The 15,083-nt window shown below is 69.8% G+C and carries 14 protein-coding genes; 7 read left to right on the top strand and 7 right to left on the bottom strand.

All coding sequences use genetic code 11. The features are described from left to right. Positions 1 to 52: 52 nt before the first annotated feature. From G4D86_RS26990 to mreC, 5 genes are all read right to left on the bottom strand, one after another. Complete coding sequence (locus tag G4D86_RS26990; protein ID WP_163996917.1) at positions 53 to 682, bottom strand: PilZ domain-containing protein; 630 nt, start codon at positions 680 to 682, stop codon at positions 53 to 55. Positions 683 to 780: 98 nt separating this feature from the next. Then, positions 781 to 1,908 carry a rod shape-determining protein RodA gene (rodA, locus tag G4D86_RS26985; RefSeq protein WP_205519764.1) on the bottom strand — a complete coding sequence of 376 codons (1,128 nt, stop codon included), beginning with the start codon at positions 1,906 to 1,908 and terminating at the stop codon, positions 781 to 783. A 7-nt stretch (positions 1,909 to 1,915) separates the two neighbouring features. Beyond that, a complete protein-coding gene (gene mrdA, locus G4D86_RS26980) occupies positions 1,916 to 3,952 on the bottom strand; it encodes a penicillin-binding protein 2 (RefSeq protein ID WP_163996915.1) in 2,037 nt (678 codons plus the stop codon). Continuing rightward, the gene (locus G4D86_RS26975; protein ID WP_163996914.1) at positions 3,949 to 4,446 is read right to left on the bottom strand and encodes a hypothetical protein; all 498 of its coding nucleotides are present in this window, start codon (positions 4,444 to 4,446) and stop codon (positions 3,949 to 3,951) included. Before G4D86_RS26975 ends, mrdA begins: the two co-directional genes overlap by 4 nt. Beyond that, positions 4,443 to 5,303, bottom strand: coding sequence for a rod shape-determining protein MreC (mreC, locus tag G4D86_RS26970; protein ID WP_163996913.1), 861 nt, complete (start codon positions 5,301 to 5,303; stop codon positions 4,443 to 4,445). Before mreC ends, G4D86_RS26975 begins: the two co-directional genes overlap by 4 nt. A 221-nt stretch (positions 5,304 to 5,524) precedes the next feature. Between mreC and G4D86_RS26965 the strand changes: the two genes are divergently transcribed. After that, on the top strand, positions 5,525 to 7,093 hold the full coding sequence (locus G4D86_RS26965) for a peptidylprolyl isomerase (RefSeq protein ID WP_205519752.1): 1,569 nt from the start codon (positions 5,525 to 5,527) through the stop codon (positions 7,091 to 7,093). 77 nt (positions 7,094 to 7,170) lie between these two features. Here G4D86_RS26965 and G4D86_RS26960 read toward each other — a convergent pair whose 3' ends face one another. After that, positions 7,171 to 8,259 carry a GGDEF domain-containing protein gene (locus G4D86_RS26960; protein WP_163996911.1) on the bottom strand — a complete coding sequence of 363 codons (1,089 nt, stop codon included), beginning with the start codon at positions 8,257 to 8,259 and terminating at the stop codon, positions 7,171 to 7,173. Between the two features lie 53 nt (positions 8,260 to 8,312). Between G4D86_RS26960 and G4D86_RS26955 the strand changes: the two genes are divergently transcribed. Both G4D86_RS26955 and G4D86_RS26950 read left to right on the top strand, forming a co-directional pair. Continuing rightward, positions 8,313 to 8,912: a Maf family protein gene (locus tag G4D86_RS26955; protein WP_163996910.1), complete on the top strand. Its 600-nt coding sequence runs from the start codon at positions 8,313 to 8,315 to the stop codon at positions 8,910 to 8,912. Further along, positions 8,909 to 9,580 carry a YggS family pyridoxal phosphate-dependent enzyme gene (locus G4D86_RS26950; protein ID WP_163996909.1) on the top strand — a complete coding sequence of 224 codons (672 nt, stop codon included), beginning with the start codon at positions 8,909 to 8,911 and terminating at the stop codon, positions 9,578 to 9,580. Before G4D86_RS26955 ends, G4D86_RS26950 begins: the two co-directional genes overlap by 4 nt. Positions 9,581 to 9,599: 19 nt before the next feature. Here the strand turns inward: G4D86_RS26950 and G4D86_RS26945 are convergent, their stop codons facing one another. Beyond that, entirely contained in the window at positions 9,600 to 9,812 is a 213-nt protein-coding gene (locus G4D86_RS26945; protein ID WP_163996908.1) for a hypothetical protein, read from the bottom strand. A gap of 316 nt (positions 9,813 to 10,128) precedes the next feature. On the opposite strand from G4D86_RS26945, the gene G4D86_RS26940 reads away from it, so the two are divergent. The 4 genes from G4D86_RS26940 (at position 10,129) to G4D86_RS26925 (ending at position 15,071) form a co-directional block, all read left to right on the top strand. Next, positions 10,129 to 10,935, top strand: a complete 807-nt coding sequence (locus tag G4D86_RS26940; RefSeq protein WP_163996907.1) for a DUF3108 domain-containing protein — start codon at positions 10,129 to 10,131, stop codon at positions 10,933 to 10,935. Positions 10,936 to 10,963: 28 nt separating this feature from the next. Then, on the top strand, positions 10,964 to 12,679 hold the full coding sequence (locus G4D86_RS26935; protein ID WP_163996906.1) for a DUF4091 domain-containing protein: 1,716 nt from the start codon (positions 10,964 to 10,966) through the stop codon (positions 12,677 to 12,679). A 19-nt stretch (positions 12,680 to 12,698) separates the two neighbouring features. After that, positions 12,699 to 13,601, top strand: coding sequence for a DUF3108 domain-containing protein (locus G4D86_RS26930; protein WP_163996905.1), 903 nt, complete (start codon positions 12,699 to 12,701; stop codon positions 13,599 to 13,601). A gap of 135 nt (positions 13,602 to 13,736) precedes the next feature. Then, positions 13,737 to 15,071, top strand: coding sequence for a hypothetical protein (locus G4D86_RS26925; RefSeq protein WP_163996904.1), 1,335 nt, complete (start codon positions 13,737 to 13,739; stop codon positions 15,069 to 15,071). Positions 15,072 to 15,083 lie beyond the last annotated feature (12 nt).

The raw sequence follows: 15,083 nt of genomic DNA, 5'->3' as shown, positions 1-15,083 counted from the left end.
AATACCTGTATCACTGTCACTTTCCATGCTCACCGAAGTGACAAGCCAGGCACTACCCGCCCTGCCAGGGATCCGCGGCGGAAGTGGTGGCCTTGAGCAATTCCCAGGCGGCCAGGACGTCCACCACGCGCTCCAGCTCGTTGGGCAGTGAGCGGGCCCGCTGTGACTTCAGGTATTCCTCCGCGAAGGCGCGCAGGCGCATGCCCACGAAGAGGCGTGCCAGCGCCACCTCCGTCTGCCCGCTGAAGTCGATGAAGCGGATGCCGAAGCCGCTGCGGCCCTCGGGCCCGCTGGAGCGCTCCTCGCGGACGATTTCCGCACGCGCCTGCACCGGCGCGGCCCCCGGCTCCAGCGAGAAGCTCACGCCCAGCACCGTGCCCAGCGGCAGGTAGAAGGTGCTCCCCAGGAAGGCCCCGCTGACGCTGACGTTGACGGACGTGAAGCTCGCGGCGAAGCGCCGCCCGCCGTCACCGTCCACCCACACCTCGAAGCGCGTGGCCAGTTGCGCGCGGGGGAACTGCCGGTGCTCGGCTTCACCCTGGTTCATCTCGATGATGGGCGCGGCCGGCCGGCGCGCCTCCAGGGCGCCTCCCACAGGGCGCGGGTCCTTCACCACTTCCGGCGCCTCGGACACCGGCGCGCGAACCGTCACACTGCCCTTCTGGGCGACCTTCCTCTGCATGCGCGACCTCCACCTGCCCCGAACGCTACCGCCTTCCCGCCTGGAAGTTGAATTTCAGGCGGGCCACACACCGGCCGGGTGAGACGCGGCTGCAAGGCTCAGAACATGTGACGGCGCATGCTGATGTTCACCAGCAGGCCGATGCTGAGCATGACGGACAGCATGGAGGAGCCTCCGTAGCTCATCAGCGGGAGGGTGATACCCGTCACCGGGAGCATGCCAATCACCATGCCGATGTTCTCGAACACCTGCCAGAACAGCATGGCCACCACGCCCACCGCGACGAAGGCGCCGAACCTGTCCCGGGCGCTGAAGCCCACCCCCAGGCCGAAGATGAAGATGGCGCCATAGAGTACCAGGAGCAACGCGCACATCACGAAGCCGTGCTCCTCCGCCCACACGGAGAAGATGAAGTCCGTGTGCTGCTCGGGCAGGAAGCGCAGGCCCGTCTGGGTGCCCTCGCGCCAGCCCTTGCCGGAGACGCCGCCCGAGCCCACCGCGATTTTCGACTGCGCCGCATGGTAGCCGCTGCCGCGCAGGTCCGCCTCCGGGTCCAACCACCCGGAGATGCGCTGGCTCTGGTGCTTCTTCAGGTAGTGCCGGACGATGGTGGGCCGCGGCTCCGGCACCTCGCGGATGTAGTCGTTCCAGATGATGATGGCGCCCGCGAGGATGCCCGCCATCAGCGTGGCCACCAGGTACCAGCGCACCTTCCCGAACAGGATGACGGTGAGCGAGGACAGGCCAATCATCAGCGCGGTGCCCAGGTCCGGCTGCACCAGCACCAGCACGAAGGGCACGCCCACCACGACGAGCGGCTTCCACAGCCGCACCAGTCCATAGGACGGCTCGTTGGGCCGGAAGTCGTCGTGGTAGACCTTGGCCAGCATCAGCACCACGCCAATCTTCATGAACTCCGCCGGCTGCAGGCGGAACGGACCGATGACGAACCAGCTCTCGGCGCCCTTGGCGGTGTGGCCGATGACGCGCAGGGCGAGCAGCGCCACGATGTTGGCGACGTAGATGGGCAGCGCCATGCGCTGAATCCAGCGGTAGTCCACCAGGCACACCACCAGCACCGCCAGCATGCCCAGTCCCAGGTACAGCGCCTGGCTGGACCAGACGGGCGCGAGCGGCGGGCGCGAGGCCGAGGCCAGGTTCCAGATGCCCAGCAGGCACACCCCCAGCACGCAGATGATGAGGCCCCAGGGGATGTGGGGCACCATCCGCCGCTCAATCCGGAGTTGCACGTGTCACGTCCTCGTCGTCACCCGGCAGGTTCGCCGGTGGCAGTACGCCCCGCGTCAGCGCCGCCTCGTCGGAACTCGGCGCGCGCGACAGGGACGGCGTGTAGGGCTGGTTGGGACGCGGCGGCGGCGCCGTCGCGTCCTGCTTCTTCAAATCGAAGTACTTCTGGATGACGGCCATGGCCGTGGGCGCCGCGTCCGCGCCGCCGTGGCCGCCGTGCTCGTTGAGCACGACAATCGCCAGCTCGGGCTTGTCCGCCGGGGCGAAGCCCGCGAACCAGGCGTGGTCTCGCTCGAAGAAGCTCATCTGCTGCGTCTTCACGCGCACCGTTCCCAGCCGGGCCACCTGTGCGGTGCCCGTCTTGGCCGCCACCTGCATGTCCTTGTCCCGGATGCCCGCCATGCGCGCGCGGTACGCGGTACCGCCCGCCTCCTGGGCCACCTTCACCAGACCCTCAATCACGGCCTTCCGGTGCGCGGCCGGGATGTCCACCCGGCGAACCACCTCGGGCTTGAACTCCTCCACGACTTCGCCGTCCAGGTTCTCCAGCCGCTGCACCAGCTGCGGCTTGAACAGCGTGCCGCCGTTGGCGATGGCCGCGTACACGAGCGCGAGCTGCAGCGGCGTCACGTTGTCGTCGCCCTGGCCGATGGCGCTGTTGAGCGCCATGCCCTTGGTGTAGCCGCCGGGTGACGCCTTGTCGTGGTACGCGCTGGTCGGCATGATGCCCGGCACCTCGGCCACCACGTCGATGCCCGTGGGGGAGCCCAGGCCCAGCGACTTGCCCATCTCTCCAATCGGGTCCAGGCCGATGGTGTCCGCCACCTTGTAGAACCAGGTGTCGCAGGACGTCTTCATCGCGTTGTAGCCGTCCATGTGCCCGTGGCCGCTGTCCTTGTGGCAGCGCCACACGCGCGCGCCCAGCCGGTAGCCGCCGGGGCACATCACCGACGTCTCCGGGCGGAAGACGCCCGACTTGTACGCGGCCAGCTGGGTGACGACCTTGAACGTGGAGCCCGGGCTGTAGTGCTCGGCCGCCACGCGGTTGATCATCGGCTCCAGGGGGTCCCTGGACAGCAGCGCCATCTGCGCCGGCGTCACGCGGCCGGTGAGCAGGTTGGGGTCGAAGCCCGGCCGGGACACCAGCGCCTTGATGAAGCCGGTGTTGACGTCGATGGCCACCACCGCGCCCGTCACGCCCGGGAAGGCCCGCTCCGCCTCTTCTTGGAGGCGCATGTCGATGGAGAGCACCAGGTTGCTGCCCGCGAGGGGCGGCACCACGGCGTTGTCGCCCAGCTTGATGTTGAGCTCTTCAATCGTCTGGCCGCGCGCGTTCACCACTTCCTTGCGCACGCCGTCCGTGCCGCGCAGCCGCTGCTCGAAGTAGCGCTCCAGCCCGCGCCGGCCGATGTAGTCCCCCAGGGCGTACTTCGCGCCGTCGGCGCCGAGCCGCTCCAGCTCCTCCTGGGTGATTTCATTCATGTAGCCCAGCACGTGCGACAGCACCGTGTTGGTCCGGTAGAAGCGGTGCGGGACGGGCGCCACTTCGACACCGTCGAGGATGTCGCGGCGGGCGGCGAGCCGGTCGTACTCGTCACGCGTGAGGTCCACGCGCACCGGCACCGGCTGGAAGGGCGCATTGCGGCGCCCCATGCGCACCGTGTCCTCCACCTTCTTGCGCTGGTCGGCGTCCCACTGGAGCAGCTCCGCGAGGCGCGGAATCACCTGCTCGAAGCAGTCCGGGCAGAAGGCGGGCGTGACGAAGGCGTCGAAGGACGGACGGCTGTCCACGAGGATGGTGCCGCGCGCGTCCTTGATGACGCCGCGGTCGGCGCGCAGCCGCACCTCCTTCACGAAGTTGGCCACGCTCTTGGCGGAGTACTCCTCGCCCCGGATGATCTGCAGCCGGTAGAGCTGGATGGACAACATGGCCAGGCCCACGGACATGGCGAGGCCCAGCCACAGGAAGCGCCGCTTCAGCTCGCGGCCCGGTGTCGTATTGCCCAGCGTGGGAGGTGTCACCGCAGCAACCCCGTCTGACGTTCCTGGCTCGCCTCGAAGCGGCGCAGCAGGGGAAAGAGCGCCAGCGCCGCGGCCCCCGTCAGCACCACCTGGAGCGGCAGCCCCGACAGCGAGGACGTGCCGCCGTCCTTTACCGTCAGCCACGTGAAGAAGGTGGACAACAGCGAGTGCCCCACGTCCGCGCCCATGGCGAACAGGGCGAAGGACATGGCGCCGCGCACGTCCACGAACGTGGCGACCAGCCGGCCCACCAGGAAGGTGAACACGGCGAGGAACGTGAACAGGCCCGTGGGCTGGCCGCTCATGAGGTCCAACAGGTAGCCCACCGCGAACGCGGAGAAGGCCCCCTCCAGCAGCGTGGCGCGCAGGGCCAGGAACGCCACCAGCACCACGGTGACGTCAATGCGGCCGAGCACCAGGCCCGCCTGCTTCACCACCACCGACTCCAACGTGAGCAACGCCAGCGCGAGGCCCACCGTCACCAGGAACTTCATTTCGACGCGCCCTCCGCGGTGCTGCCCGGCGCCATGGCGCTGTAGGGACTGCCCACCACCAACACCTCTTCCAGCTTGCTCGTATCCACCGCCGGGACGATGTCCGCGCCCTGGAACATGCCGTGCTCCTTCTTCTCCAGGTTCGTCACCTTGCCCACCACCACGCCCGGAGGATAGATGCCGTCCGTGCCCGCGGTGATGATGAGGTCGCCGTCTTCGACGTCCTCGGTGCGCAGCATGTTCTCCAGCTTGAGCGGACCCGCGCCCGTGCCCGACGCCGTGCCCCGCGCCCGCGAGCGCTGCACCCGCACCGCCACCCGGCTCTGCGGGTCCGTCACCAGCGCCACGTCCGCATAGCCGCCCGTGGCGCGGATGACCTGCCCCACGATTCCGTCCGGCGTCACCACGGACATGCCGCGGAACACGCCGTCCTTCTCACCGCTGCTGATGCGCACCGACAGGAGCTTCGCCACCGGATTGACCCCCACCACCCGCGCCGGAATCTCCGGCCCGGACTCCGCCTCCGCGTAGCCGAGCAGCTTGCGCAGCCGCTCGTTCTCCGCGCGGGACTCACCGAGCGACTGCACGGCCGCGCGCAACTGGAGGTTCTCCAACCGCAGCGCGTCATTCTCCTGCCGCACCCCGCGCAGGTCCAGGTACCCGCGCACCGCCGCCACCGAACCCTCGATGGAGGTGGTGAGCACCTGCTGCACGGGTGAGGACACGGCGATGACCGCCCTGTCGATGGGATTGGGGTCCCTGCCCTTCCGCCCGCCCAGCAGGAAGGCGAGCAGCGGGTAGAGCAGCAGGACGCCCACGGTGAGGGGGCGGCGGTACCGCTTGAGGAGCGACAGCAAGGGGCAGTAATCCCTGGGTGGGAGGGTGGAACTGGCGGGGTCGGGGGTGGGCTAAACTCTCTAAATCGCTTGCATTTTCCGGTGCGTTGTCCTAGGCAGTCAAGGCCTTGCGTCGGGGGTGATTGAAGCTCCACCACCCACCGGCCGGGCTACCAACAACACCGCGTCGCGAGTCCTTCCGCACGGCTTTTCTCGGCGCGTTTGCCCCTGAAGTGACGACAATGGACGGTCTGAATCCCCGGAAGGTCTTCTCCCTGGTGTTCATCATCGGCATCGCGGTGGTGTTCACGCTGTCGTTCGGGCCGGGCAGTAGCGGCTTCGGTGGCACCGGCGCGGCGACGACGGCCCCCGGCTCGGTGGCCACGGTGAACGGCAAGGAAATCCCCATGCGCGACTTCGCGACCGCATGGGCCCGGCAGATGAACTTCCTGCGCTCGCAGGGCAGCCCCATCCCGGAATCGGTTGCCCGCCAGTTCGGCATGCACACCCAGGTGCTCGACCGCCTGGTGAACACCGAGCTGCTCGCCCAGGCGGCCGAGCGCCACGGCATCACCGCCTCCGACGACGAGCTGCGCAAGCTCATCCATCAGAACCCGGACTTCCAGAAGGACGGCGTGTTCGACATGGAGCGCTACAAGCAGGTGCTGCGCGACTTCTACCGGAAGACGGCGCCGGACTTCGAGACCGAGCTGCGCCGCCAGCTGGGCGCCCAGAAGATGCTGGACGTGGTGCGCGCCAACGCGGTGGTGTCGGACGACGAGGTCCGCGCCCGCTACGAGAAGCAGGGCAACCAGGCCAAGGTCGTCTTCGCGCGCTTCCTGCCCACCATGTTCGCGGAGAAGGTGCCCGCCCCCACGCCCGCCCAGCTGGCGGAGTGGAAGAAGGCGCACGAGAAGGAGATCAAGGACTACTTCGAGGCCAACCGCTTCGTGTACCAGCAGCCCGAGCGCATCCACGCCCGCCAGGTGCTGGTGAAGCTGGCCCCGGACGCCACCGCCGAGCAGAAGGCCCAGGCCAAGGCGAAGGCCGAGGCGCTGCGCAAGGAGATTGAAGGCGGCAAGGACTTCGCCGCCGTGGCGAAGGAGAGCAGCGAGGACCCGGGCAGCAAGGCGCGCGGTGGAGACCTCGGCTGGGTGGAGCGCGGCAGCTGGGAGCCGGCGCTGGCCGACGCGGCCTTCGCGCTGAAGGCGGGCGAGGTGACGCAGCCGGTGGAGACGAAGTTCGGCGTGCACCTGGTGAAGGTGGAGGAGAAGCAGGCGGCCCAGGACAAGAAGCTGGAGGACGTCTCGGACGAGATTGCCACCACGCTCTACAAGCAGGACCGCGCGAAGGAGCAGGCCCGCGCCGAGGCGGAGAAGGCGCTGGCCTCCGTCAAGGGCGGCAAGACGCTGAAGGAGCTCTTCCCTTCGGAGAAGGAGCAGCCGGCCCTGCTGCGCTTCGAGACGGAGACGCGTCCGGAGGCGGTGGAGACGGACAGCTTCACGGCCGAGGGTGAGGCCGTGCCGCACCTGGGCCCCGCGCCCGAGCTGGTGAAGGCCGTGTTCGCGGTCAGCGCCCCGCAGCCGCTGGACCAGGTCTTCCCGGTGGGCGAGGGCTTCGTGGTGACGCAGGTGGTGGAGCGCCAGAAGCCGGACACCGCCGGCTTCGACAAGCGCAAGGACGAGCTGCGCACCCAGGCCCAGCAGGCCAAGCAGATCGAGCTGACCGAGTCCTTCCTCAAGTCCCTGAAGAAGACGGGCACGGTGGTGACGAACACCGAGGCCATCGACTCCGTGGTGGGCGCGGGCTAGCGCTCGTCCCCGTCACACGTCGAAGCCCACACGAGGGCCGGCCGGAGGGTGCTCCCCTCCCCGGCCCTCTGCCTTTTTCAGCGCGCGGGGAAGTCCGAGGAGCCGGTGTCCGGGGTGGTGGGCACGGCGATGCAGATGCCGTCGCGGCCGCGGGCCTTGGCCGCGTACATGGCGAAGTCCGCGGCGCGGATGAGGTCCAGGGCGGACATGGCGTGGTCCGGGAAGCTGGCCACGCCGACGCTGGCGGTGAGGCGCGCGTCCAGGCCGTGCTCCTGGAGGAAGGGGCGCCCGCGGAAGGCCTCGCAGATGCGCTGGCCGATGAGGGTGGCGCCGTCCAGATCCGTCTCCACCAGCAGCATGGCGAACTCGTCGCCGCCGTAGCGGAAGACGGAGTCCACGTTCTGCCGGCCCAGGGAGATGAGCATGTCGCCCACCTCCTTGAGGGCGGCGCTGCCCATCAGGTGGCCGTGGCTGTCGTTGATGCTCTTGAAGTGGTCCAGGTCCAGGAAGACGAGCGACAGCGGATGACGGAAGCGCGCGGCGCGCTTCACCTCGTGGTCCAGCAGCGCGCGCAGGTGCCGGGCGTTGTAGCAGCCGGTGTGCTCGTCGGTAATCGTCAGCTCCTGCACCCGGCGGAAGTTGCGCGCGTTCTCAATCGCGATGGCGGCGTAGTCCGCGATGGCGGTGAGGGTGGTGAGGTCCTCGTTGGTGAAGGGCGGGTCCGTGGGGCCGTTGACGAGCTCGATGATGCCCAGCACCCGGCCGCGGGCGAGCAGCGGCACCGCGAGGATGGAGCGGGTGTGGAAGGCCGAGGCCTCGTCGAAGCGGGGGGCGAAGCTGGGGTCTCCCCCCACGTCATGGACGAGCCGGGCGACGCCGGAGCTGAAGACGGCGCCGGCGATGCCCTCGCCGGGGTTGAGCTGGAGGCCCTTGAGGACCTCGGCGCCGTCGCCCACCGCGATTTCGAAGTAGAGCTTCCCGCTGCGCTCGTCCTGGAGGATGAGGGACCAGTTGCGGGGCAGCAGCAGGCTGCTGACCTTCTGCATGACGAGCGCGAGCACCTCGCGCAGCTCCAGCGTGGAGGTCAGCGCCTTGGCCATCTCGTTGAAAGCGGCCAGTTGCTCCACCGTCCGCTTCATGGCCGACAGGAGGTCTGCGGGCTTCATCCGTAGAGTCCACTCCGAGGCGCAAGTCTGGTAAGGCCGACCCGAGCCGTAACATGCACTCGAACGCGGAGCAAACGTTGCTGATCCTGGCCTCTGCCTCGCCCCGGCGCCGCGAGCTGCTGTCACAACTGGGGCTCAGTTTCACCGTGTCAGCGGCGGACATCGACGAGACCCCCCGCCCGGGGGAGGCCCCCGAGCCCTACGTGCTGCGTCTGGCCCGGGAGAAGGCCGGGGCGGTGGCCGCCCGCCACCCCGGCGCCTGGGTGCTGGCCGCGGACACCACCGTGGTGCTGGGCCCCGAGCTGCTGGGCAAGCCCCGGGACGCCGAGGAGGCGAAGGCCATGCTCGGCCGCCTCTCCGGCCGCACCCACGAGGTGCACACCGGCGTGGCGCTGGCCGGCCGGCATGCGGAGGGGCTCGTCGTGCGCACCCGCGTGACCTTCCGGGCCCTCACCCCGGGGGAGATTGCCTGGTACGCGGGCACCGGCGAGCCGCTGGACAAGGCGGGCGCCTACGCCGTCCAGGGCAAGGGCGGCTTCCTCGTGGCGGCGGTGGACGGCAGCCCCACCAACGTCATCGGCCTGCCGCTGGGCGAGACCCTGGCGCTGCTGGAGCGCGCCGGGGTGCCGCTGCCGTGGAGGGCCGCGCCGTGAGCGACAGCGTGGCGCAGCGGCTGGCGGCGGTGCGCGAGCGGGTGGCGGCGGCCTGCGCGCGCGCCGGACGGCCGGTGGAGTCGGTGACGCTGGTGGCCGTGTCCAAGCTGAAGCCGGCGGCGCTCATCCGCGAGGCGTACGCGGCGGGCCAGCGCGACTTCGGGGAGAACTACGCGCAGGAGCTGCGGGACAAGGCCGCGGAGCTGGCGGACCTGGAGGGCCTGCGGTGGCACGCCATTGGCCCCTTGCAGACCAACAAGGTGAAGTACGTGGCGCGCGTGGCCAGCTCCTTCCATGCGTTGGACCGGCTGGAGGTGGCGCGCGAGCTGTCCAAGCGGCGCGAGGGTGCGCCGCCCCTGCCCTGCTACGTGGAGGTCAACGTGGGCGGCGAGGCCACCAAGAGCGGCCTCGAGCCCGCGGCACTGGGCACGTTCCTCGCGGAGGCGCGCGCCCTGCCCGGACTCCAGCTGGTGGGGCTGATGTCGCTGCCGCCTCCCACGGACGACGAGGCGCGGGCGCGTGGCTACTTCCAGGCGCTGCGCGAGCTGGCGCGGACGCATGGCCTGCCCGGCCTGTCCATGGGCACCACGCACGACTTCGAGCTGGCCATCCAGGAGGGGGCCAGCGTGGTCCGCGTGGGCACCGCCATCTTCGGCGAGCGGTCCTGACGCCGGAGGGCGCCCGGCGTCACACCTCCTTGAACTTCACCCGGCCCTCGCCGCTGACGGTGACGCGGTACTCGGTGCCGCAGTAGTTGCAGCGCACCTCGTCCTGATCGCCGAACGTGTCGTGCACGGGGTTGTTGGCGTTGCAGTCCGGACAGTCGAACTCCTTGAACTTGCCGCCGGCGGTCGCCTTCAGGTCCTTGTCGTCATCGTCGAAGTCGTAGGTGTTGGCCATGGTGCCTCCTGGCGCTCGGGCGCCGCGAGGGGCGCCGTCTTGCGCCAAGGCTACCAGAGCGGTGTCGGCGGGTGGACACCGTAAGCCGCATGGAGGGCGACCGGGCTCGGGGGCGGAAGAGGCGCCCCGTGGGCCGGGCATGAGAGAGTGTGCCCCCCGTGAGGTTTCCGCAGACCCCCTGTGGAGCGGGCAAGCACCCGTTGAATGCCTGGTCTGCAGGCACGTCAGTGGAAATGCGGCACGGCGGGGACGGTTGGGGGCGGGTCTGGCGGACAGGGTCCAGGCTACTTAACTTCCAAGCGAGGGAGCTCACTCGATGCGTGCGCAGTCCAATTGGGGTTTCGCGGCGGTGCTGGCGGGCCTGGTGTGGTCGGTGACGGCCATGGCCCAGGACACTTCCGCCAATCCGGCCTTCGGCCCCGGTGAGCAATCCCAGTATCGCGTGAAGTACCTCGGCGTGACGGCGGGCACCGCGCAGGTGACGGTGGGCGCGCCCATGAAGCAGTTCGGCGAGGAAGTGTGGCCCATCATCGCCCTGGCGCGCTCGCAGGACGTCATCGGCGTGTGGCCCATCAAGGACAAGTTCGTCTCGTACTGGCAGGCCGGCGTTCAGCGCGTACTGGGCAGTGACTTGCACGCGGACGAGAACGGCAAGCGCCGCCGCCAGCGCATCAAGATGCAGGCGGACGGCAAGGGCGCCCTGGTGGTGAAGCAGAAGGAGGGCGAGCAGCCGCGCGAGTCCACGCGGGAGCTGGAGCTGGGCACGATGGACGTCACGGGTGCCACCTTCGCGCTGCGCAACCGCGAGCTGGAGGTGGGCAGGGACTACGCCTACCCCGTCTTCACGGGCAGCAAGACCTTCACGATGCGCGCGAAGGTGGAAGCGCGCGAGATGATGAACACCGAGCTGGGACCCAGGGAGGTCTTCAAGCTGCGCGTGCAGGCGGAGTTCGGCGGCAGCCTGACGTCGAAGCGGGACATGTTCGTGTACCTCACCACCGACCCCAACCACGTGCCGGTGCGCGTGGAGGCGGAGTTCGCGCTGGGGACGATGGTGGCGGAAATCACCGACTACAAGCCGGGCCGCATCATGGAGCTGGCCCGGGCCGGGAACGACGGGTAGCGCCCGACGGGAGAGGCGAAGGGGACGGATGGGCGGGGCATGGGCGTGGGCAGTGATGGCGGCGATGGCCGCGTCTGCGGACGTGGCGGCAGGGGCCGCTTCGGGGGCGCGGGTGGTGTCGCCCCTGGTGAAGGTTCGTCCGGGTGAAGCGGTGCAGGGACGCCGCGACGCCCGGCTCAGCGTGGCCCGCGGCGAGTGCGAGGCCACGCAGGTGGTGCTGCCCGCGCACGCGGCGCGCCCGAAGGTGGCGGCGCTGTCGCTCACGGGGCCCGGCGCCGCGCTGAAGGCCGCCGTGTGGCGCCAGGTCTTCGTGGACGTGAAGACGCCGTCCAACGGAGAGGGCAAGACGGGCCCGTGGCCGGACGCGCTGGTGCCCGTGGAGGCGCCGATTCAAGCGGCCGACGCGAAGCTGCCCACCGTCCTCTACGTGGAGGTGTGCGCGCCGGAGAAGCAGGCGCCGGGCACGTACAAGGGCGAGCTGCGCGTGAAGACGGAGGGCGAGTCTCCCGCGCCAGTGCCCTTCACGGTGGAGGTGCAGCCCTTCGCGCTGCCGGCCACGCCGTCCCTGCCCACCAGCTTCGGTGTGTCGCTGTACAGCATCGCCCGCGGGCACGGCGTGTCGCCGGAGTCCCCCGAGGCACGGGAGCTCTTGCGCGCCTACGGCCGCGCCCTGCTGGAGCACCGGGTGAGCGCGCACGGCATGAGCATGTCGCCGCCGCCGGTGCGCTTCGACGGTGGCAAGCCGGTGGTGGACTGGCGCGCGTACGACGCGGAGATGGGGCCGTTCCTCGACGGCAGCCTGCTGCCCTCGGGGGCGCGCTTCACCACCGCCGAGGTGCGCGACAACAAGCAGGCCAGCACGGACGCGGAGAAGGCGGCGTACTACCGCACCTTCGTCGATCACTTCCGGAAGAAGGGCTGGCCGGCGCAGCTCTTCTTCTACGCCAAGGACGAGCCGAAGCCGGAGGACGTGCCGCTGGTGCACGCCCAGGCGAAGCGCGTGCGCACCGCCGGAGGCATCCCCGTGCTCGTCACCAGCCCGCTGGATGACGCGCTGCGCGGCGCGACGGACATCCTCACGCCCACCCTCAACTGCTTCTACCCGCGCCCCGGCCCGCAGACGTGCCGCAACGTGGTGGAGGCCCGCACGCTCCGAGGCCGCCTGCCCAAAAGCGCGAAGGTGTGGTGGTACCAGAGCTGCAACTCGCACGGCTGCAACGGCGGCCCGCCCGAGGACGCGGCGGTGGACGCCGCCTACAGCGGCTGGGCCTCCTACATGGTGGACCACCCCGCCCCGCTCAACCGGGCCATGGGCGTGCTGGCCTTCTCCTCCGGCGTGGACGGCGAGCTCTATTTCGACACCGTGTTTGCCTACAACACGAAGAAAGACGTGTGGACGGACGTCTTCGAGTTCGGCGGCAACGGCGACGGCACCCTCTTCTACCCGGGCACACCGGCCCGGCTCGGCACACCGGGCCACCAGCCCGTCATCAGTTTGCGCCTCAAGCATCTGCGAGACGGGCTGGAGGACTACGAGTACCTCCGGCTGCTGACGGCGCTCGGGGATGGTGACTTCGCGCAAGCGGCCGCGCGGAGGCTGGCCCGCTCGGGTTGGGACATCACCCGGGATGCGGGAGAATGGGAAGCGGTCCGTCAGGAAGTCACGGCCCGGCTGCGAAAGCGGTGGGCGGATTCCGAATATGCGAAGCGCTCGGGCCGTCAGACGCCCGACAGCACCCCGTAGTCCCTGTGGAAGGATAAGGATGAGCTCCATGCGCACCCTCCTCGCGGCCTGGCTGTCGCTGTCCACCGCCACCGCCTGGGCCCAGCTGCCGGACGCGGACGCGGACAAGCCCGAGGCCGAGAAGGCCGAAGTGGCGGACAAGGACAAGAAGGTCCCCCTCACCGTGGCGCCCTGCGCGCAGGCGCTGCCCGCGCTGCGCACGCCCATGGCCTTCATGCCCGGCGAGGTGCTCGAGTTCGACCTGGACGCCATGGGCGCCCAGGCCGGGAAGATGACGATGCGCGTCCAGAAGCAGAAGGACGGGCACCTGCCGGTGGAGGTGGAGGCCCAGACGAACTCCTTCTTCTCCAAGGTGCGCCGGGTCCACGGCAATGCCATCACGTACCTCCACCCGCGCACGCTGCGCCCCAAGCGCTACGTCGAGGACACCACGGAGAACGAGCAGCGCCGCAAGGTGGAGGTGGCGTTCGGCGCGAAGGACCGCTCCGTGAAGGTGGACTACCAGGTCGGACAGCGCCCCAAGGGCCAGCTCAACTACACCTACGACAAGGACGGCCTGGACGTGGCCGGCTCCATCTACCTGCTGCGCCAGCTGCCGCTGCAGGAGAACCTCCAGGTGTGCTTCGACGTGTACGGCGTGCGCCGGCTGTGGCGCATGCAGGGCGCGGTGGTGAAGCGCGAGCAGGTGACGACGCCGCTGGGCCAGTTCTACGCCTGGCACATGCAGGGCATGGCCATCCGCCTCGACAGGCCCTCGCAGAAGCGCGAGGTGCACGTGTGGATTTCCGACGACGCCCGCCGCCTGCCCCTGGCCGCCGTGGGCACCCTGGACCTGGGCGCCGTGCGCGCCACCCTCACCTCCGTGTCCCGCCCCGGCGAGAAGCGCCAGGAGGCCGGCGGCGAGGAGAACATGAAGTGGTGAGCCGCTGACGCATCCCGGCTGACTTCCCGCCGCATCCGAAGCCCGGGGCCCCCACGCCCCGGGCTTCTTCATTTTCCGGAAGATGATAACGGTTTGCAAAATCAAAATCGTGGGCGTACGGTGCGCGCCGCTCCGATGACTGCTCGTACATCCCGTTCGCTGTCGCTGCTGCTGTGCGCGCCCCTCCTCCTCTGCGCCGTGCCCGCCCGGGCCGACGAGGACGTCCCCGAGAAGGAGAAGGAAGAGGAAGAACGCCCCAAGCTCGACATGGAGCTGGGCGGCTACGCGGATCTGCAGTTCGCGTACTTCAACTACGGTGAGAACCAGAACCGGGCGCGCGGCTCGCAGCGCGACTCGCGGCTGGCGTTCGACACCACGCGGCTGGTGCTGGCAATGGAGGCGGGCCTGCCCGAGTACGGGCTGGAGGCCGAGGCGGAGGTGGAGTTCGAGCACGCGGGCACCGGCGCCGCGGTGGAGTTGGAGTACGAGGAGTTCGGCGAGTACGAGCTGGAGGTGGACAAGGGCGGCGAGGTGCTCATCGAAGAGCTGTACCTCTCCAAGAAGCTGGGCCGCCACGCGTCGCTCACCGTGGGCCGCTTCTACGTCGCGGTGGGCACGCTGAGTGAGTACTACCGCCCCACGGACTACCTGGCCACGGTGCGTGACGAGGCCGAGACGCTCATCATCCCCAACACCTGGGACGAGATGGGCGTGCAGCTCCAGTGGAAGGCGCCCTGGGGCCTGCGCCTCACCGGGCAGTTGGTGAACGGGCTGGACTCCACGGGCTTCAGCTCGCAGCTGTGGGTGGTGGCCGGGCACCAGCGCCGCTTCGAGGTGGCACGGGCGTCGGACCTGGCGCTGGTGGGCCGCGCGGACGTCGTGCGTTTCGAGGGCTTCAGCTTCGGCGCATCCGGTTACTACGGCAACACCACGCGCAACCGCCCCAAGCCGGACCTCATCCAGCAGTGCGAGGGCGCGGACGAGAACACGGTGGCGCCGTGCGGCTACGTGTCCGCGCCGCTGCTCATCCTCGACGCGCACCTGTCCGTGCAGAAGGGCCGCTGGCGCGCGAAGGCGCTGGTGCTGTGGGGCCACCTGGACAACGCGGAGCAGGTGTCCCAGCGCAACGCGCGCCTGTCCAACCTGCTGGGCGTGCTGCGCACCCCGGTGTCCGACAACGCGCTGGCCGTCTGGGGCGAGCTGGGCTTCGACGTGGCGCCGTCGCTGGGCCTGGACGACGCGCACCAGCTCTTCCCCTTCGTCCGCGTGGACTACGCGGACACCGAGTTCCACCCGCGCTCCGAGCTGTTCGACAACCCGCGCTTCCGCCGCACCGTCTACACGGTGGGCACGGCCTACACGCTCGCGGGCATTGCCTTCGCGAAGCTCGACTTCGCCCACCGCCGCCTCGGCGCCGCCACGTTCCGGCCGGAGAACACGCTGCGCTTCTCCACCGGCTTCTCCTACTGACACTCCCCGCAA

The sequence above is a fragment of the Pyxidicoccus caerfyrddinensis genome (genome assembly GCF_010894405.1).
Classification (GTDB): domain Bacteria; phylum Myxococcota; class Myxococcia; order Myxococcales; family Myxococcaceae; genus Myxococcus; species Myxococcus caerfyrddinensis.
This window is presented reverse-complemented; position numbering and strand designations above follow the sequence as displayed.

Coding starts and splice junctions, on each gene's coding strand:
- G4D86_RS26990 (WP_163996917.1), bottom strand. CDS start 682: ATGCAGAGGAAGGTCGCCCAGAAGGGCAGTGTGACGGTTCGCGCGCCG.
- rodA (WP_205519764.1), bottom strand. CDS start 1,908: ATGGTGCCCCACATCCCCTGGGGCCTCATCATCTGCGTGCTGGGGGTG.
- G4D86_RS26975 (WP_163996914.1), bottom strand. CDS start 4,446: ATGAAGTTCCTGGTGACGGTGGGCCTCGCGCTGGCGTTGCTCACGTTG.
- G4D86_RS26965 (WP_205519752.1), top strand. CDS start 5,525: ATGGACGGTCTGAATCCCCGGAAGGTCTTCTCCCTGGTGTTCATCATC.
- G4D86_RS26960 (WP_163996911.1), bottom strand. CDS start 8,259: ATGAAGCCCGCAGACCTCCTGTCGGCCATGAAGCGGACGGTGGAGCAA.
- G4D86_RS26955 (WP_163996910.1), top strand. CDS start 8,313: ATGCACTCGAACGCGGAGCAAACGTTGCTGATCCTGGCCTCTGCCTCG.
- G4D86_RS26945 (WP_163996908.1), bottom strand. CDS start 9,812: ATGGCCAACACCTACGACTTCGACGATGACGACAAGGACCTGAAGGCG.
- G4D86_RS26940 (WP_163996907.1), top strand. CDS start 10,129: ATGCGTGCGCAGTCCAATTGGGGTTTCGCGGCGGTGCTGGCGGGCCTG.
- G4D86_RS26935 (WP_163996906.1), top strand. CDS start 10,964: ATGGGCGGGGCATGGGCGTGGGCAGTGATGGCGGCGATGGCCGCGTCT.
- G4D86_RS26930 (WP_163996905.1), top strand. CDS start 12,699: ATGAGCTCCATGCGCACCCTCCTCGCGGCCTGGCTGTCGCTGTCCACC.
- G4D86_RS26925 (WP_163996904.1), top strand. CDS start 13,737: ATGACTGCTCGTACATCCCGTTCGCTGTCGCTGCTGCTGTGCGCGCCC.